This is a genomic window from Escherichia sp. E.sYA108 (genome assembly GCF_011754335.1).
Classification (GTDB): domain Bacteria; phylum Pseudomonadota; class Gammaproteobacteria; order Enterobacterales; family Enterobacteriaceae; genus Escherichia; species Escherichia coli.
Genome location: NZ_JAAQVZ010000001.1, coordinates 529,547 through 548,554, shown reverse-complemented (window position 1 = coordinate 548,554; position 19,008 = coordinate 529,547). Strand labels below are relative to the sequence as shown.

Here is a 19,008-nt window from a genome sequence, read left to right as displayed (position 1 = left end):
CAGTTCAAGGCAGGATAAGGGTTAACACGCCTTTATGACAGTCAGGTATTGGCTGTTTCTCTAACGACGCCCCTTTTAGCCTTAAATAGAAAATCCAATTTAATTTCAGATAATTAATAAAGAATTTTGCGCTAAAGCACATTTCTGTACCAATAAGCTTGCCATTTGACCTGTATCAGCTTTCCCGATAAGTTGGAAATCCGCTGGAAGCTTTCTGGATGAGCAGCCTGCTCATCATATTTATGCAGTAATTGAGATCCCCTCTTCACCGTATTAACCGATGCGAAAAGGACAACAAGGGGGCGAATGCGAGGTGCGCGTATGACACGCAAACCCCGTCGCCACGCTCTTACTGTGCCCGTGCGCAGCGGTTCGGAAGTGGGGTTCCCGCAGAGCCTGGGGGAGGTTCACGATATGTTGTACGATAAATCCCTTGAGAGGGATAACTGTGGTTTCGGCCTGATCGCCCACATAGAAGGCGAACCTAGCCACAAGGTAGTGCGTACTGCAATACACGCACTGGCCCGCATGCAGCACCGTGGCGCGATTCTCGCCGATGGTAAAACCGGTGACGGTTGCGGCTTGCTGTTACAAAAACCGGATCGTTTTTTTCGCATCGTTGCGCAGGAGCGCGGCTGGCGTTTAGCAAAAAACTACGCCGTCGGGATGCTCTTCCTGAATAAAGATCCTGAACTCGCCGCTGCCGCACGCCGCATCGTTGAAGAAGAGCTGCAACGCGAAACGTTGTCGATTGTGGGCTGGCGTGATGTCCCCACTAACGAAGGCGTGCTGGGTGAAATCGCCCTCTCCTCTCTGCCACGCATTGAGCAAATTTTTGTGAACGCCCCGGCAGGCTGGCGTCCGCGCGATATGGAGCGCCGTCTGTTTATCGCCCGCCGCCGCATTGAAAAGCGTCTCGAAGCCGACAAAGACTTCTACGTCTGTAGCCTGTCGAATCTGGTCAATATTTATAAAGGTCTGTGTATGCCGGCGGATCTGCCGCGCTTCTACCTGGACCTCGCTGACCTGCGTCTGGAATCGGCCATCTGCCTGTTTCACCAGCGCTTTTCCACTAACACCGTACCGCGCTGGCCGCTGGCGCAGCCATTCCGCTACCTCGCGCATAACGGTGAAATCAACACCATCACCGGTAACCGCCAATGGGCGCGTGCGCGTACCTATAAATTCCAGACGCCGCTGATCCCTGACCTGCACGACGCCGCGCCGTTCGTCAACGAAACCGGCTCTGACTCCAGTTCGATGGATAACATGCTGGAACTCCTGCTGGCAGGCGGGATGGATATCATCCGTGCCATGCGTCTGTTAGTGCCACCAGCCTGGCAGAACAACCCGGATATGGACCCGGAACTGCGTGCCTTCTTTGACTTTAACTCCATGCATATGGAGCCGTGGGATGGCCCGGCAGGGATCGTGATGTCCGATGGCCGTTTCGCCGCCTGTAACCTCGACCGTAACGGTCTGCGTCCGGCACGCTACGTCATCACCAAAGATAAACTGATCACCTGCGCCTCTGAAGTCGGTATCTGGGATTATCAGCCTGACGAAGTGGTCGAAAAAGGCCGCGTAGGGCCAGGCGAACTGATGGTGATCGACACTCGCAGTGGGCGCATTCTACACTCGGCAGAAACCGATGATGACCTGAAAAGCCGCCATCCCTATAAAGAGTGGATGGAGAAAAACGTCCGCCGTCTGGTACCGTTTGAAGATCTGCCCGATGAAGAAGTGGGTAGCCGCGAACTGGACGACGACACGCTTGCCAGCTACCAGAAACAATTTAACTACAGCGCGGAAGAGCTGGATTCGGTGATCCGCGTACTGGGTGAAAACGGTCAGGAAGCGGTCGGTTCGATGGGCGACGACACCCCATTCGCCGTGCTCTCCAGCCAGCCGCGCATTATTTACGACTACTTCCGCCAGCAGTTTGCTCAGGTAACCAACCCGCCAATCGACCCGCTGCGCGAAGCGCATGTTATGTCGCTCGCCACCAGCATTGGCCGCGAAATGAACGTCTTCTGCGAAGCAGAGGGACAGGCGCACCGTTTAAGCTTTAAATCGCCGATTCTGCTCTACTCCGATTTCAAACAGCTCACGACGATGAAAGAGGATCACTACCGCGCAGATACGCTGGATATCACCTTTGACGTCACTAAAACCACGCTCGAAGCGACGGTGAAAGAACTGTGTGACAAAGCCGAAAAAATGGTACGTAGCGGCACCGTGCTGCTGGTGCTCTCCGACCGGAATATCGCTAAAGATCGCCTGCCGGTTCCGGCTCCGATGGCGGTTGGCGCGATCCAGACCCGTCTTGTCGAGCAAAGCCTGCGTTGCGATGCCAACATCATCGTAGAAACCGCCAGCGCCCGTGATCCGCACCACTTCGCCGTGTTGCTGGGCTTCGGTGCGACGGCTATTTATCCGTACCTTGCCTATGAAACGCTGGGCCGCCTGGTAGACACCCACGCGATTGCCAAAGATTATCGTACCGTGATGCTCAACTACCGTAACGGCATCAACAAAGGCTTGTACAAAATCATGTCCAAAATGGGCATCTCCACCATCGCCTCTTACCGCTGCTCGAAACTGTTTGAAGCGGTCGGTCTGCACGATGATGTCGTAGGCCTGTGCTTCCAGGGCGCGGTTAGCCGCATTGGCGGGGCGAGCTTTGAAGACTTCCAGCAGGATCTGCTGAATCTGTCGAAACGTGCCTGGCTGGCGCGTAAGCCCATCAGCCAGGGCGGCTTGCTGAAATACGTGCACGGTGGCGAATACCACGCCTACAACCCGGACGTTGTGCGCACACTGCAACAGGCGGTACAAAGCGGCGAGTACAGCGACTATCAGGAATACGCGAAGCTGGTTAATGAGCGTCCGGCAACCACGCTACGCGATCTGCTGGCAATTACGCCGGGTGAAAACGCGGTCAACATTGCTGATGTTGAACCGGCAAGCGAACTGTTTAAACGCTTCGATACCGCCGCGATGTCTATCGGCGCGTTAAGCCCGGAAGCCCACGAGGCGCTGGCGGAAGCGATGAACAGCATCGGCGGTAACTCAAACTCCGGCGAAGGCGGTGAAGACCCGGCGCGCTATGGCACTAACAAAGTGTCGCGCATCAAGCAGGTGGCGTCCGGTCGCTTCGGCGTTACTCCGGCGTACCTGGTCAATGCTGACGTGATTCAGATTAAAGTCGCCCAGGGCGCGAAGCCGGGCGAAGGCGGTCAGTTGCCGGGCGACAAAGTCACTCCTTACATCGCCAAACTGCGCTATTCGGTGCCCGGAGTGACGCTGATCTCCCCGCCGCCGCACCACGATATCTACTCTATCGAGGACTTAGCGCAGCTCATTTTCGACCTCAAGCAGGTTAACCCGAAAGCGATGATCTCCGTGAAGCTGGTGTCCGAACCGGGCGTCGGCACCATCGCGACCGGCGTGGCGAAAGCTTATGCGGACTTGATCACCATCGCAGGCTATGACGGCGGCACCGGCGCAAGTCCGCTTTCATCGGTGAAATACGCAGGCTGTCCGTGGGAACTCGGCCTGGTGGAAACCCAACAGGCGCTGGTTGCCAACGGTTTACGTCATAAAATTCGTTTGCAGGTTGATGGCGGCCTGAAAACGGGCGTTGATATCATCAAAGCGGCGATTCTCGGCGCAGAAAGCTTCGGCTTCGGCACTGGCCCAATGGTCGCGCTCGGTTGTAAATATCTGCGAATTTGCCACCTGAACAACTGCGCCACGGGTGTAGCAACTCAGGATGACAAACTGCGTAAGAATCACTATCACGGCCTGCCATTCAAGGTGACGAATTACTTTGAATTTATCGCCCGTGAAACCCGCGAGCTGATGGCACAGCTGGGCGTAACACGTCTGGTGGATCTGATTGGTCGCACCGACCTGCTGAAAGAGCTGGACGGTTTCACCGCCAAACAGCAGAAACTGGCGCTGTCGAAGCTGCTGGAAACTGCCGAGCCACATGCAGGTAAGGCACTCTACTGTACCGAAAACAACCCGCCGTTTGATAACGGCCTACTGAACGCGCAGTTGCTGCAACAGGCAAAACCGTTTGTTGATGAACGCCAGAGCAAAACCTTCTGGTTCGATATCCGCAACACCGACCGTTCTGTCGGCGCATCGCTTTCAGGCTATATCGCCCAGACGCACGGCGATCAGGGGCTGGCAGCCGATCCGATCAAAGCGTACTTCAACGGCACCGCAGGCCAGAGCTTCGGCGTGTGGAACGCGGGCGGCGTGGAACTGTACCTGACCGGTGATGCCAACGACTATGTCGGTAAAGGCATGGCGGGTGGCTTAATCGCCATTCGTCCTCCGGTTGGCTCAGCCTTCCGCAGCCATGAAGCAAGCATTATCGGCAACACCTGCCTGTATGGCGCGACCGGAGGTCGTCTGTATGCCGCAGGCCGCGCGGGTGAACGTTTCGGCGTGCGTAACTCCGGTGCTATCACCGTGGTAGAAGGCATTGGCGACAACGGCTGTGAATATATGACGGGCGGTATTGTCTGTATTCTGGGTAAAACCGGCGTTAACTTCGGCGCGGGCATGACCGGTGGCTTCGCTTACGTTCTCGATGAAAGCGGCGATTTCCGCAAACGCGTTAACCCGGAACTGGTCGAGGTCTTAAGCGTTGACGATTTGGCGATCCATGAAGAGCATCTGCGTGGTCTTATCACCGAGCATGTGCAGCATACCGGTTCCCAGCGCGGTGAAGAGATTCTGGCGAACTGGTCAACCTTCGCCACGAAATTCGCGCTGGTTAAACCGAAGTCCAGTGATGTAAAAGCACTGCTGGGTCACCGTAGTCGTAGCGCAGCAGAGTTGCGCGTGCAGGCGCAGTAAGGGGTAGCAACAATGAGTCAGAATGTTTATCAATTTATCGACCTGCAGCGCGTTGATCCGCCAAAGAAACCGCTGAAGATCCGCAAAATTGAGTTTGTTGAAATTTACGAGCCGTTTTCCGAAGGCCAGGCCAAAGCGCAGGCTGACCGCTGCCTGTCGTGCGGCAACCCATACTGCGAGTGGAAATGCCCGGTACACAACTACATCCCAAACTGGCTGAAGCTCGCCAATGAGGGGCGTATTTTTGAAGCGGCGGAACTGTCGCACCAGACAAACACCCTGCCGGAAGTTTGCGGACGTGTCTGCCCGCAAGACCGTCTGTGCGAAGGTTCCTGCACCCTGAACGATGAGTTCGGTGCGGTGACCATCGGCAACATTGAGCGTTATATCAATGATAAAGCGTTCGAGATGGGCTGGCGTCCGGATATGTCCGGCGTGAAACAGACCGGTAAAAAAGTAGCGATTATCGGCGCAGGTCCGGCGGGTCTGGCGTGCGCGGATGTCCTGACGCGCAACGGCGTAAAAGCGATCGTCTTCGACCGTCACCCGGAAATTGGCGGCTTGCTGACCTTCGGTATTCCGGCTTTCAAGCTGGAAAAAGAGGTAATGACGCGCCGCCGTGAAATCTTCACCGGCATGGGTATTGAATTCAAACTCAATACCGAAGTGGGCCGCGACGTGCAGCTGGACGATCTGCTGAGTGATTACGATGCCGTGTTCCTTGGCGTCGGGACTTATCAGTCAATGCACGGCGGGCTGGAAAACGAAGACGCCGATGGCGTGTACGCAGCACTGCCGTTCCTTATCGCCAACACCAAACAGTTAATGGGCTTTGGTGAAACCCGCGACGAACCGTTCGTCAGCATGGAAGGCAAACGCGTGGTGGTCCTTGGCGGTGGCGACACTGCGATGGACTGCGTGCGCACGTCTGTACGCCAGGGGGCAAAGCACGTTACCTGTGCCTATCGTCGTGATGAAGAGAACATGCCGGGTTCCCGCCGCGAAGTGAAAAACGCGCGGGAAGAAGGCGTAGAGTTCAAATTCAACGTCCAGCCGCTGGGTATAGAAGTGAATGGCAACGGCAAAGTCAGCGGCGTAAAAATGGTGCGCACAGAAATGGGCGAACCGGATGCCAAAGGCCGTCGCCGCGCGGAGATTGTGGCAGGTTCCGAACATATCGTTCCGGCAGATGCGGTGATCATGGCGTTTGGTTTCCGTCCACACAACATGGAATGGCTGGCAAAACACAGCGTCGAGCTGGATTCGCAGGGGCGCATTATCGCCCCGGAAGACAACGACAACGCTTTCCAGACCAGCAACCCGAAAATCTTTGCTGGCGGCGATATCGTCCGTGGTTCCGATCTGGTGGTGACCGCTATTGCCGAAGGTCGTAAGGCGGCAGACGGTATTATGAACTGGCTGGAAGTTTAAGCGAGGTAACAATAAATTCGCCAGACAGTGTCTGGCGAATTTATAAAACGAGCGATCCAACTAAATTTTAAGCCATTAAATCAGCCTTAATCTTCACTACCACCTTTTTAATCTCACCAGGTTCGCCAACAACGCATCCCGGTTTATGCGGTTCTCCTGGCATAAACACGGCGAACATTCCCGGTTTCAGGATGATGGCTTGCTCGTTTTCAATGGCGCTGCAAAGCTGATAATCATCTTCATGGTGGAACTCTTCACACTGACGCGCAGTGCCTGCCATGCCAAACAGAATCCGTTCCTCACCGTTTAATAACAGCTGGATATCAATGTATTGTTCGTGCAATTCGGCTTTTTTCTCAACAGGCGATTGAGTATTAAATGTCATGACATTCATAAAGATATTGTCGCCCTGTAATTCGTAACGGCCAGGCGCTTTTTCTTGCGGTCTGGCAGCTAATGCCAACGTTAACGCGTCCTGTAACGCAGGATGTAATCCGGCAGACGGTAATGACTGTACTTCACCCATCATCATAATATTTCTCCCTGGGCCAACAGCGCAGCCCCAAGTAAACCTGCATCGTGGCGGTAGTGCGCCGCCAGTAAATCAACATGAAATGCCGCTGGCTCCTGCGCCAGATACGTTTCCACCAGCGCCAGATACCCTTCTGCCAGACCAACGCTGCCACCGACCACCACGCACTGGCAATCAGTTGTGGCTTTAATATCAGCGATCAGCCTTGCAAGCGTACGTGCGGAGCGGTGAATCAGTTGCTGCGCCTGCTCATCACCCTGCCCGGCGCGCGTGAAAATAGTTTTCGCATTCGCACCAGCCAACTCCCCCTGCGCTGCCGTTGCAATGCCGCGACCAGAAGCAATCGCTTCCACGCAACCTGTGCGTCCACAGCCGCAGACTGGACCATGCGGATCGGCAAGCGTATGCCCGATATGCCCCGCCAGACCGCCAGGGCCGGTACGCAGTTTACCGCCGCTCACTACACCGCCGCCAACGCCGGTGGAAACAGTGATAAACACCATATCGGTTATATCGCCATCCAGCGCCTGATACTCCGCCCATGCTGCGGCCTGCGCATCATTAATGGCAATGGTCGGCAAATTGGTAAGTTGCTCCAGCGTTTTGACTAACGGAAAGTGTAACAATCCACCGAGATTATGCGGATTCAGCGCCAGCAAGCTGCCGTCGCGAATAATTCCGGTTGAAGCGATGGCAACCCGCTGCGCATGTGCTTGCAACGGAGAGACTAATGCGGATAAGGCATCACGCAGCGCCTGCGGAGTCTGGCTGGCAGGCGTAGGAAGTTCTCGGCGATCGCGGATCTGCCCGTCAGCGCCAATCAGCGCGGCGGCAAGTTTAGTACCGCCGATATCAATCGCCAGTGTGGTCATAGCACCGCCTTTTTCATCGCTGTGTTGTACCACTGACAAATGTGTTCAAGACGCGTAATGGCAGAACCGACCGTCACCGCCCACGCGCCGTGGCGCATCGCATCCGCCGCCTGAGCAGGCGTGTTGTAACGCCCTTCGGCAATCACCCGGCATCCGGCGTCGCTCAACGTTTTCACCAGCGCCAGATCCGGCTCTTCTGGCGTTTCAGGCGTGGTATAGCCAGAAAGCGTAGTGCCAATAATTTCGGCTCCCAGCTTTTGGCATGCCAGGCCGTCTTCCGGCGTTGAGCAGTCGGTCATCGCCAGTAAACCGTGATGGTGAATACGTGCCAGCAGCGTTTCAACAGGTACCGGACGCGGTCGGTCGGTGCCGTCAATGGCGATAATGTCCGCGCCCGCCTGCGCCAGCGCATCAACATCTTCAATATAGGCCGTGATGCGTACCGGAGAATCCTCCAGATCGCGCTTCACAATCCCGATAATCGGCACGCTCACCACCGCACGCGTGGCTTGCAGATTTGCCACACCTTCAATACGAATGGCGACCGCGCCCGCCTGCTCTGCCGCTAATGCCATGGCGGCGACGATTTCGGGTTTATCGAGCGGGCTGTCCGGAACCGGCTGGCAGGAGACAATCAGGCCACCGTTAGCAGCGATTTTTTGATCCAGTTGTGCAAGTAACGACATACATCTTCCCTTAGCGAAAGGCCCGGTACAGAGACCGGGCAACAGGATTAACTTTTGGTTTTGACTAAATCGTTTTTGGCGCTGCCAAACGGCACGGCACCGCTAAATGGTTTGCCGTCGATAGCGTCATGAGTACGCAATGCTTCCGGGCGCAGCCAACGCTGAACACGAGAAGGCATATCCAAACCAATCAGCAGGATCACCACAAACGTTAAACTAAACGAGAGCGAGCCAAGTGCCGTTCCCAGATCCAGACGTTGAGCGATCAACGCGCCGAGGATTGGAGCTAGTGCACCGCCCAGTGCGCCAACGTTGTAGGTAAAGCCCAGCCCCGCTGCACGCTGGTCGGTATCGAAATAACCGCCGATCAGTTTCGGTAAAATCCCTGAGATGCCCTGACCAAGCATTTGCTGGAAGAACAGTAACAGACCGAGCACCCAGACGTTTGCGCCGCCAATCGCAAATACCGGAATAATCAGCAGCTGCGAGGCCAGCAGACTACAAACGTACGCTTTGCGGGTTCCCAGCCAGTCACCGAGGAAGCCACCGACGCAGCACCCCACCGCCGCGCCAAAGCCACTAAAGAACAGCACATTGGCGACAGTATGCGGGTCATAAGCCAGATCGGTTTTCAGATACGTTGGCAGCAGCGCCTGAATCGGCCATGAGTAGAGGAAAGCAAACAACACGACCACCATCAGCATTACGCCCGTTGGCCAGCGTTTGCCCGTACTTTGCACCATAAAGCTGATAAAGATTGCGGCGCATAACAGCCCGAGTACAGCGACGATCGCGGCATTTTGCAGGTTACCGGCGAAGCAGAACCACAGCGCAGTAGCCGCCGCCAGTGTCATTACGATATTGGCAATGCGATGTTCACCACGGTAGAGAATGTCTACCATCGTGCGTACCGGTGCTTTACCCCCGTGTTTCTCTTTCCAGTCTTCCGCTTCCGGGATGTTTTTACGCAGCCAGAGAGCAAAGATGATTGGCAAAATGCCGATAAAGAACAGCGCACGCCAGCCCCAGACCGGAACCACCAGGCTATAGACCTGAGCGGCAACGACGGCCCCCACTGAGAAGCCGGAAATCAGAAAACCACTGGCTTTGTTACGCAGATGCTTTGGCCAGCTTTCAATGACATAGGTGGCGCTGGAACCGTATTCACCCGCCATCCCCATGCCGATGACCAGACGAGCGATAAACATGGTGATGTAGCCTGGCGCAAAGCCGCAGGCCAGCGTCCCGGCCGAGAAGAGAACGATGCTGGTGACCATTGCCAGACGACGCCCGTAGCGGTCACCCATAGCGCCGAGCATCAGGCCGCCGAACCAGCGAGAGATAAAGGCTGCGGAGATCAGACTTGCCGCCTGCACCGTCGTGAGCCCGAATTCACCCTGTACTTCGGTGAGTACCAGGGCGATTAAAACGAAATCAAAACCGTCAAGCAGATATCCCAACCAGGCAGCGGAAAATGCCCGCCATTGTGCGCGGTTAAGATGGCGATACCACGGGATATTCTGGGTTGTAGTACTCATTGTGAGTCTCCCGCGGTGGGCGATGCCCACACGCTTTGGTATGAAAATTGTAGGGTACAGATGCGTTTATTTCCCCTCACCCGGTAGGGGCGAGCGAGGGGAAACAACTCACCCGCGCTCTTGCATCAACTGCTGGGCCAGCGCCTTCAGTTCTGGCAGATATTTTTCATCTACCGGACCAAACGGTTTGCGGCACAGCGGCACAGAAACGACATCCATATAATGCAGGACAGTTTTCAGGCCGCGGAATACGCCAGTTTTGATCAGTAAATCAATGACTTTGTTGCACTCAGTTTGCAGTTTCTGCGCGGTCTGGATATCGCCTTCTTTCAGCGCCTTCACGATCCCCTGATAACGCCAGCCCATGATGTTGTAAGTGCTGCCGATACCGCCGTCTGCGCCCGCCAGAAGACCAGAGGCGAAGATTTCGTCGTAACCGTTATAGAGCACCAGATCAGGATGTTCACGACGGATCTGCTCCATCTGATAGAGATCGCCAGAGGTCTGTTTCAGCGCACCTACACCAGGCAGCGTAACCAGGGTGTTGATCTGATCCAGGGTCAGTTTTACCCCGCTCAGGGCTGGAATGTTGTACACCACCATCGGCAACCCATCCGCCGAATCAATAATTGCCCGATAGTGATCGCAGTGTTCTTCAAAGCTGAAAGGATAGTAGAACGGCGTGACGGCGGAGACGGCATCGAAGCCATAACGTTTAGCCGATGCCGCAAGTTGTTGGCTTTCGGCGGTGCTGACGCAACCGACGTGGGCGATGAGTTTAATCTTACCTTTCGCCTCTTCAGCGACGATTTCCAGTACCTGTTCACGCTCTGAAAGGCTCTGTACAAAGGCTTCGCCTGTCGAACCCCCCACGTACAAACCGTCGATGCCCTGCTGAATATTGAACTGAACCAGGCGGCGCAGACTCGCTTTATCCAGTGCTTGTTGTTGGTCAAAAGGAGTCAGGAGTGCAGCCATTACGCCACGTAAATTCGTTGCCATAAATACCTCTGAAGTGATGCTTGTCTGATAAACGATATACCTTTATACCTGTTATACCAGATCAATTAAGCAACACCCCATACAGAAAGCTTATAATGCGATCTGCTTCACTAAAGTGGCATTATTTCTTTTTGTTGGTGGTCTGACCGAAGGCGTGCCAGGTAGCAGAGACGCTGTTGAGATGCGATTGCAACGCGCGATCGGCTTCGTCAGGATCATGACGGCGGATCGCGTCAACGATCGCAATATGCTGTTGATAGCTAACGTTGTTATGCTCATGCAGAGCCTGATCGGCCACGGTTGGACGTGCGGCGATTAGCCAGTCGAGCAGGGCAACGTGGATCGCCATGAAGATTGGGTTACCAGGGATCTCCGCCAGAACGCGGTGGAAATCAACGTCTGAGCGAATGAATGCCGCGTTGTTATCCAGCGACTGACTGTTGATTTCCAGTGCTTTTGCCAGCAAATCGATTTGCTCATCGGTGGCGTGTTCAGCCGCATAGCGCACCAGGCTGGATTCAAAGAACAGACGTAATTGTTCGAAATGGGCAATCCCACCAGGATGAGAAAGGAAATCTTTCGCCATGCCGGAAAGCTCGCCGATGATGGTGTCCGCAGAAGGACGTGAGACGCGGGCACGTTCGCCGTTGTTTATTTGCACCAGACCTTTGCGTTTTAACGCTGCCAGCGCTTCGCGCACCGAAGGACGCCCGACGTTAAAGAACGCCATCAGTTCGCGTTCAGACGGTAATTGTTCACCTTCGCCAAATTCACGACGGCGGATCATCTGTTCCAGCTCTTCTTCCACCATTTCGGAGAGTTTTTTACGCGCCAGCGGGCGGCTGCGCAAGTTGCGCCCGATAGTGGTAGTAGAATCTTCAGCTTGCGGATCAAATGCGTTCATAGGACTCATTCAGGAAAATGCGTTAGCGGATAATAACGACGCTATCGTAGCACAGTATCAAAGTCAGGCGAAAAGATGACAGATAGCAAAACAGGCCACATGGGCCTGTTTTCATTTTACTTCACAACGCGTAATGCCGGTCGACCACCGCGTGGTGGCTGCGGAGGTTCATCGTCAGGATGAGTTTCATCATCGTGATCTGGCTTGTCGCCATCGATAACCGACATAACGGTTTCGTTGTCTGCCGATGCCTCTTCATCATTCATGATGCTGGCATCTTCATCGTAGGCAGCTTCAGGCTCAAACATCGTGCCTGCACCATTTTCACGGGCGTAGATAGCCAGCACGGCAGCCAGCGGCACAGAAACCTGACGCGGAATGCCACCAAAGCGCGCGTTAAAGCGCACCTCATCATTCGCCAGTTCCAGATTGCCGACAGCACGCGGCGCAATGTTGAGTACGATTTGCCCGTCACGCGCATATTCCATAGGAACCTGCACGCCTGGGAGCGTCACATCCACCACCAGGTGCGGCGTGAGCTGGTTATCCAGCAACCACTCATAGAATGCACGCAGCAGATAGGGACGACGTGGTGTTAGCTGTGACAAATCCATACAGATTAACTCCGGCCCAGACGCATTTCACGTTCTGCTTCAGTTAAAGAAGCAAGGAAAGAGTCACGTTCAAAGACGCGGGTCATATAGCCTTTCAGCTCTTTCGCACCCGGGCCGCTGAACTCGATGCCCAGTTGCGGCAGACGCCACAGCAGAGGAGCAAGGTAGCAATCGACCAGGCTGAACTCATCGCTCAGGAAGTACGGCTTCTGACCGAAGACCGGCGCAATCGCCAGCAGTTCTTCGCGCAGTTGCTTACGTGCGGCATCGGCTTCAGAAGCTGAACCGTTGATGATGGTGTTCATCAGCGTGTACCAGTCTTTTTCGATGCGATGCATGTACAGACGGCTTTCACCGCGAGCTACCGGGTAAACAGGCATCAGTGGCGGATGCGGGAAACGCTCATCCAGATATTCCATAATGATGCGAGATTCCCACAGGGTCAGCTCACGATCCACCAGGGTCGGAACGCTCTGATTCGGGTTGAGGTCAATCAGATCCTGAGGCGGATTGTCCTTTTCCACGTGTTCGATCTCGAAACTTACACCTTTCTCAGCCAGCACAATGCGGACCTGATGGCTATAGATGTCAGTAGGACCGGAAAACAGCGTCATTACCGAACGTTTGTTGGCAGCGACAGCCATGAAAACCTCCAGGTATAGTCAGAATTTTTACTGCTACCAGCCACCAGGTGGCCAGTCAGAAGTTGTGTTACCCAGTAAGGAACGACTCTCTTTGTTCGAAAATCAAACAAAAAATGAGCAATACCCGACATTTGGGCAGAAAATTGGATGATAGTTTACCAGATTTTGCGACCTTTGTGGTGAGTCGATGCCGGAAATGGGGAAAAAGAGATGCGCTTTAGTCTGAAATAGTTGACTTAGTCCCTTATTGGCGATGTGGTTTTTGTTTTACCTGTCTGTCAGGTGGCAGCAAAAAGCAACTTTCCATTTTTTACGCTGATGCAGATTTTAGCCATAAAAAAACCCGCCGAAGCGGGTTTTTTCGCAAATTGTTTTCTGCCGGAGCAGAAGCCAATTAACGTTTGGAGAACTGCGGACGACGACGTGCTTTACGCAGACCGACTTTCTTACGTTCAACCTGACGAGCGTCACGAGTAACGAAGCCAGCTTTACGCAGTTCAGAACGCAGGGACTCGTCGTATTCCATCAGAGCGCGGGTGATACCGTGACGGATCGCACCAGCCTGACCAGAGATACCACCACCTTTAACGGTGATGTACAGGTCCAGTTTCTCAACCATGTCGACCAGTTCCAGCGGCTGACGAACTACCATGCGAGCAGTTTCACGACCGAAGTACTGTTCCAGAGAACGTTGGTTGATTACGATTTTACCGTTGCCCGGTTTGATGAAAACGCGAGCTGCGGAACTTTTGCGGCGACCAGTGCCGTAGTATTGATTTTCAGCCATTGCCTATAATCCCGATTAGATGTCAAGAACTTGCGGTTGCTGTGCCGCGTGGTTGTGCTCGTTACCCGCGTAAACTTTCAGTTTACGGAACATAGCACGACCCAGCGGGCCTTTTGGCAACATGCCTTTAACCGCGATTTCAATCACACGCTCAGGACGGCGAGCAATCATCTCTTCAAAGGTCGCTTGTTTGATACCACCGATGTGGCCGGTGTGGTGATAGTACACTTTGTCAGTACGCTTGTTGCCGGTTACAGCAACTTTGTCAGCGTTCAGAACGATGATGTAATCACCGGTATCTACGTGCGGAGTGTATTCCGCTTTGTGCTTACCGCGCAGGCGACGAGCCAGTTCAGTAGCCAGACGGCCCAGAGTTTTACCGGTCGCGTCAACAACATACCAGTCGCGTTTTACGGTTTCTGGTTTAGCTGTAAAAGTTTTCATTAAAAGCTTACCCAATAAATAGTTACACGTTGGTGAACACCCAAACGTCTTCAATTGTTGAGGTTCACACGACAAAGTCCGGCAAACCTACCCCTTCGAATAGCCTATGCCAGCACACAAAAAGTTTCGGGAAAAAAAACTTTCTTGTAACGTGGGGTCGCAGGATTATAGAGAAGTCGGGGTCAAAGATCGACCCCTTTTTGTGATTTGTGGCAGGTTTTACCCCGCCAAATGCTCGCGCTTCAAATACTCTTCGCTTTGCATCTCTTGCAGACGTGACAGGCAACGCTGGAACTCAAACTTCAGCCGCTCGCCCTGATAAATTTCATACAGCGGCACTTCTGCACTCACCACTAATTTGACATGGCGCTCGTAAAACTCATCCACCAGCGCAATAAAGCGCCGCGCTTCGCTCTCCATCAACCGCGTCATAACTGGTACATCAAACAACATGACCGTGTGAAAGAGGCGTGAGAGCGCAATATAGTCATGCTGACTGCGGGCATCGACGCACAAGGTAGTAAAAGAAACCGCCAGCGTCTGGTTCTCGACGCCCATTGTCGCCAATGGCCGATGGTTGATTTCTAACGTCGGTGAATTTTCTCGTTTCGCCCCCGCCAGCGCCAACCATAGTTTATCCATTTGCGTCCGGGTTTCATCGTTGAGTGGCGAAAGCCACAGATGCGCCTGAGTGAGTGTACGCAGTCGATAATCAACACCAGCGTCCACGTTCATTACATCACAATGCTGTTTAATGGCATCGATTGCAGGCAAAAAACGCGCACGTTGCAGGCCATTTCGATAAAGTTCGTCCGGCGGAATATTTGACGTCGCTACCAGGGTAATACCACGGGCGAACAGGGCTTTCATCAGACCGCCAAGTAGCATGGCATCGGTAATATCAGAAACAAAAAATTCGTCAAAACAGAGCACGTCAGTTTCTGCTTTAAAGCGATCGGCAATAATTTCCAGCGGATCGCTTTGGCCTTGTAATTCGGTCAGCTCATCGTGCACCCGCAGCATAAAACGATGAAAGTGCAGGCGCTGTTTCCGCTCTCCCGGCAGACTTTGATAGAAAAGGTCCATCAGCCAGGTTTTCCCGCGTCCTACACCGCCCCACATATATAAGCCACGCACTGGCATATGCTTTGTGTCTTCGCGTTTACCCCACAGCTTACCGACCCGCGCCATTAGCCCACTCGTCCTGGGGGCTGGTGGCGTGCTATTGATGAGTTCCTGATAAATAATTTCCAGGCGGCTGACGGCCTCTTTTTGAACGTCGTCGTGTTGATGGCTGCCTTCATTGAGCGCCTTCAGGTATTGCGATGTTGGGGTAACGCTTTGCATGATCTTATTGTTATTCCTTGAATAATCGGTGCGCCGTTGTTCACGGTTGACGAAAAAAAGGCCGTTCTACACTACGCGATATGCAGTCGGGATTCCACTTCTGTGGAATTAACGGTTATAGTGGCATAATCAGCCGCAGGCATGGAGCCTGAAGCCAACACCCTACGGAAACAAAAGACAACGGGAGATGTTCATGACCTGGGAATATGCGCTAATTGGGTTAGTCGTCGGCATCATTATTGGTGCTGTGGCCATGCGTTTTGGTAATCGTAAACTACGCCAGCAACAGGCGTTGCAGTACGAACTGGAAAAGAATAAAGCTGAACTGGACGAGTATCGCGAAGAGCTGGTTAGTCACTTTGCCCGCAGCGCGGAATTACTGGATACCATGGCGCACGACTATCGCCAGCTGTATCAGCACATGGCGAAAAGCTCCAGTAGCCTGCTGCCGGAACTGTCTGCGGAAGCAAACCCGTTCCGTAATCGTCTGGCAGAGTCTGAAGCCAGCAACGATCAGGCACCGGTGCAGATGCCTCGCGACTATTCTGAAGGCGCATCCGGCCTGCTGCGTACTGGCGCGAAGCGCGACTAATTTATTTTTCGGGCGCAGCCATTGCGCCCTCCTCTTCTCTCCCTCCCCGACTATCATTTAATCTGGTGTCTCATTGTTAGCCGTCTGAAAATTCAATAACATCAAACTGTTTTGAATCTCTTTTCTTATCATTCAGGTACGAGAGCAGGAATAATGAAAAAACAAACCCAGCTGTTGAGTGCATTAGCGTTAAGTGTCGGGTTAACTCTCTCGGCGTCATTTCAGGCCGTCGCGTCGATTCCAGGCCAGGTTGCCGATCAGGCCCCCCTCCCCAGTCTGGCTCCAATGCTGGAAAAAGTGCTTCCGGCAGTGGTGAGCGTACGGGTGGAAGGAACGGCCAGTCAGGGACAGAAAATCCCGGAAGAATTCAAAAAGTTTTTTGGTGATGATTTACCGGATCAACCTGCACAACCCTTCGAAGGTTTAGGCTCCGGTGTCATCATCAACGCCAATAAAGGCTATGTGCTGACCAACAACCATGTGATTAATCAGGCACAGAAAATCAGTATTCAGCTCAATGATGGGCGCGAGTTTGATGCAAAACTGATTGGTAGCGATGACCAGAGCGATATCGCCCTGTTGCAAATTCAAAACCCGAGCAAATTAACGCAAATCGCTATTGCCGACTCCGATAAATTGCGCGTCGGTGATTTTGCCGTGGCGGTCGGTAACCCATTTGGCCTTGGGCAAACCGCCACCTCTGGCATTATATCCGCATTAGGCCGCAGCGGGTTGAATCTTGAAGGTCTGGAAAACTTTATCCAGACAGATGCTTCCATTAACCGCGGTAACTCCGGCGGTGCACTGTTAAACCTTAACGGTGAGTTAATTGGCATCAACACTGCAATCCTTGCGCCTGGCGGCGGTAGCGTCGGGATTGGATTTGCCATTCCCAGTAATATGGCGCGAACACTGGCGCAGCAGCTTATCGACTTTGGAGAAATCAAACGCGGCCTGTTAGGCATCAAAGGCACCGAGATGAGTGCCGATATCGCCAAAGCCTTCAACCTTGACGTGCAGCGTGGCGCGTTTGTCAGCGAAGTGTTGCCAGGTTCTGGCTCGGCAAAAGCGGGCGTCAAAGCGGGCGATATTATTACCAGCCTCAACGGCAAACCGCTGAATAGCTTTGCTGAGTTGCGCTCTCGTATCGCGACCACCGAGCCGGGCACAAAAGTGAAGCTTGGCCTGCTGCGTAACGGCAAACCACTGGAAGTAGAAGTGACGCTCGATACCAGCACCTCTTCGTCGGCCAGCGCTGAAATGATCACGCCAGCGCTGGAAGGTGCAACGTTGAGCGATGGTCAGCTAAAAGATGGTGGCAAAGGTATTAAGATCGATGAGGTTGTCAAAGGAAGCCCAGCTGCTCAGGCTGGCTTGCAAAAAGACGATGTGATCATTGGCGTCAACCGCGATCGGGTGAACTCGATTGCTGAAATGCGTAAAGTGCTGGCGGCAAAACCGGCCATCATTGCCCTGCAAATTGTACGCGGCAATGAAAGCCTCTACCTACTAATGCGTTAATGTCGTAAACCGGGCATCAGGCTGACGTGTGATGTCCGGTTAACTCGTGGTATGCTGCTGCCGTTCCCTTTTTTAACGATGCCTCCATCATGTTTGTGAAGCTCTTACGTTCCGTTGCGATTGGATTAATTGTCGGCGCTATTCTGCTGGTTGCCATGCCTTCGCTGCGCAGCCTTAACCCGCTTTCCACTCCGCAATTTGACAGTACCGATGAGACGCCTGCCAGCTATAATCTGGCGGTTCGCCGCGCCGCGCCAGCGGTGGTTAACGTTTATAACCGCGGTTTGAACACCAACTCTCACAACCAGCTTGAGATCCGCACCCTGGGATCTGGTGTAATCATGGATCAACGCGGGTATATCATCACCAATAAACACGTGATCAACGACGCCGATCAGATCATCGTCGCCTTACAGGATGGACGTGTTTTTGAAGCGTTACTGGTTGGCTCTGACTCTCTAACCGATCTGGCGGTGCTGAAAATTAACGCCACAGGCGGTTTACCAACGATTCCGATCAATCCACGCCGCGTACCGCACATTGGCGATGTGGTTCTGGCGATCGGTAACCCGTACAACCTCGGGCAGACCATTACCCAGGGGATTATCAGTGCCACGGGTCGAATCGGTCTGAACCCGACCGGGCGGCAAAACTTCCTGCAAACCGATGCTTCCATTAACCACGGTAACTCTGGCGGCGCGCTGGTGAACTCGCTGGGCGAACTGATGGGCATTAACACGCTGTCGTTTGATAAGAGTAACGATGGCGAAACGCCGGAAGGTATCGGCTTTGCGATTCCTTTCCAGTTAGCGACCAAAATTATGGATAAACTGATCCGTGATGGCCGTGTGATCCGTGGCTACATTGGCATTGGTGGACGTGAGATCGCCCCATTACATGCGCAGAGTGGCGGCATGGATCAACTGCAAGGGATCGTGGTTAACGAAGTGTCGCCTGATGGCCCAGCGGCAAATGCAGGCATCCAGGTCAACGATCTGATTATCTCTGTGAATAACAAACCCGCTATTTCCGCCCTGGAGACAATGGATCAGGTCGCGGAAATTCGCCCTGGTTCGGTGATCCCGGTTGTCGTGATGCGTGACGATAAACAGTTAACATTGCAGGTCACCATTCAGGAATATCCGGCGACCAACTAAGGTCAGCGTAAAAAAACAAAAACCGGAGTCTGTGCTCCGGTTTTTTATTATCCGCTAATCAA

The 19,008-nt window shown here is 53.7% G+C and carries 16 protein-coding genes; 5 read left to right on the top strand and 11 right to left on the bottom strand.

Annotated features, from left to right (window positions below; genetic code table 11):
• Window positions 1–414 precede the first annotated feature (414 nt).
• Together gltB and gltD are read left to right on the top strand one after the other, a co-directional pair.
• Entirely contained in the window at window positions 415–4,875 is a 4,461-nt protein-coding gene (gltB, locus tag HBM92_RS02620; protein WP_001468228.1) for a glutamate synthase large subunit, read from the top strand.
• A 12-nt stretch (window positions 4,876–4,887) separates the two neighbouring features.
• Window positions 4,888–6,306: a glutamate synthase subunit GltD gene (gene gltD, locus HBM92_RS02615; RefSeq protein ID WP_000081652.1), complete on the top strand. Its 1,419-nt coding sequence runs from the start codon at window positions 4,888–4,890 to the stop codon at window positions 6,304–6,306.
• A gap of 67 nt (window positions 6,307–6,373) precedes the next feature.
• Here the strand turns inward: gltD and nanQ are convergent, their stop codons facing one another.
• The 11 genes from nanQ to zapE all read right to left on the bottom strand — a co-directional run bounded on the left by nanQ (window position 6,374) and on the right by zapE (window position 15,676).
• Window positions 6,374–6,838, bottom strand: a complete 465-nt coding sequence (nanQ, locus tag HBM92_RS02610) for an N-acetylneuraminate anomerase (protein WP_000979874.1) — start codon at window positions 6,836–6,838, stop codon at window positions 6,374–6,376.
• A complete protein-coding gene (nanK, locus tag HBM92_RS02605) occupies window positions 6,835–7,710 on the bottom strand; it encodes an N-acetylmannosamine kinase (protein ID WP_000209058.1) in 876 nt (291 codons plus the stop codon). The genes nanQ and nanK overlap by 4 nt, the downstream gene beginning before the upstream one ends.
• On the bottom strand, window positions 7,707–8,396 hold the full coding sequence (locus HBM92_RS02600; RefSeq protein WP_000054239.1) for an N-acetylmannosamine-6-phosphate 2-epimerase: 690 nt from the start codon (window positions 8,394–8,396) through the stop codon (window positions 7,707–7,709). The genes nanK and HBM92_RS02600 overlap by 4 nt, the downstream gene beginning before the upstream one ends.
• Window positions 8,397–8,443: 47 nt before the next feature.
• Window positions 8,444–9,934: a sialic acid transporter NanT gene (nanT, locus tag HBM92_RS02595; RefSeq protein WP_000108477.1), complete on the bottom strand. Its 1,491-nt coding sequence runs from the start codon at window positions 9,932–9,934 to the stop codon at window positions 8,444–8,446.
• A gap of 108 nt (window positions 9,935–10,042) precedes the next feature.
• Window positions 10,043–10,936: an N-acetylneuraminate lyase gene (nanA, locus tag HBM92_RS02590; protein WP_000224714.1), complete on the bottom strand. Its 894-nt coding sequence runs from the start codon at window positions 10,934–10,936 to the stop codon at window positions 10,043–10,045.
• A gap of 121 nt (window positions 10,937–11,057) precedes the next feature.
• Complete coding sequence (nanR, locus tag HBM92_RS02585) at window positions 11,058–11,849, bottom strand: transcriptional regulator NanR (protein WP_000074795.1); 792 nt, start codon at window positions 11,847–11,849, stop codon at window positions 11,058–11,060.
• 107 nt (window positions 11,850–11,956) lie between these two features.
• Complete coding sequence (gene sspB / locus HBM92_RS02580) at window positions 11,957–12,454, bottom strand: ClpXP protease specificity-enhancing factor (RefSeq protein ID WP_000366127.1); 498 nt, start codon at window positions 12,452–12,454, stop codon at window positions 11,957–11,959.
• Window positions 12,455–12,459: 5 nt separating this feature from the next.
• A complete protein-coding gene (gene sspA, locus HBM92_RS02575) occupies window positions 12,460–13,098 on the bottom strand; it encodes a stringent starvation protein SspA (protein ID WP_000257293.1) in 639 nt (212 codons plus the stop codon).
• A 394-nt stretch (window positions 13,099–13,492) separates the two neighbouring features.
• Window positions 13,493–13,885, bottom strand: a complete 393-nt coding sequence (gene rpsI, locus HBM92_RS02570) for a 30S ribosomal protein S9 (RefSeq protein WP_000829818.1) — start codon at window positions 13,883–13,885, stop codon at window positions 13,493–13,495.
• Between the two features lie 15 nt (window positions 13,886–13,900).
• Entirely contained in the window at window positions 13,901–14,329 is a 429-nt protein-coding gene (gene rplM / locus HBM92_RS02565; RefSeq protein ID WP_000847559.1) for a 50S ribosomal protein L13, read from the bottom strand.
• A gap of 219 nt (window positions 14,330–14,548) precedes the next feature.
• Window positions 14,549–15,676, bottom strand: a complete 1,128-nt coding sequence (gene zapE, locus HBM92_RS02560) for a cell division protein ZapE (RefSeq protein ID WP_001192298.1) — start codon at window positions 15,674–15,676, stop codon at window positions 14,549–14,551.
• A gap of 193 nt (window positions 15,677–15,869) precedes the next feature.
• Between zapE and zapG the strand changes: the two genes are divergently transcribed.
• From zapG to degS, 3 genes are all read left to right on the top strand, one after another.
• Window positions 15,870–16,268, top strand: coding sequence for a Z-ring associated protein ZapG (gene zapG, locus HBM92_RS02555; RefSeq protein WP_001295270.1), 399 nt, complete (start codon window positions 15,870–15,872; stop codon window positions 16,266–16,268).
• Between the two features lie 153 nt (window positions 16,269–16,421).
• The gene (gene degQ, locus HBM92_RS02550) at window positions 16,422–17,789 is read left to right on the top strand and encodes a serine endoprotease DegQ (RefSeq protein WP_001298588.1); all 1,368 of its coding nucleotides are present in this window, start codon (window positions 16,422–16,424) and stop codon (window positions 17,787–17,789) included.
• An 89-nt stretch (window positions 17,790–17,878) separates the two neighbouring features.
• Window positions 17,879–18,946: an outer membrane-stress sensor serine endopeptidase DegS gene (gene degS / locus HBM92_RS02545; RefSeq protein ID WP_000497726.1), complete on the top strand. Its 1,068-nt coding sequence runs from the start codon at window positions 17,879–17,881 to the stop codon at window positions 18,944–18,946.
• Window positions 18,947–19,008: the final 62 nt, after the last annotated feature.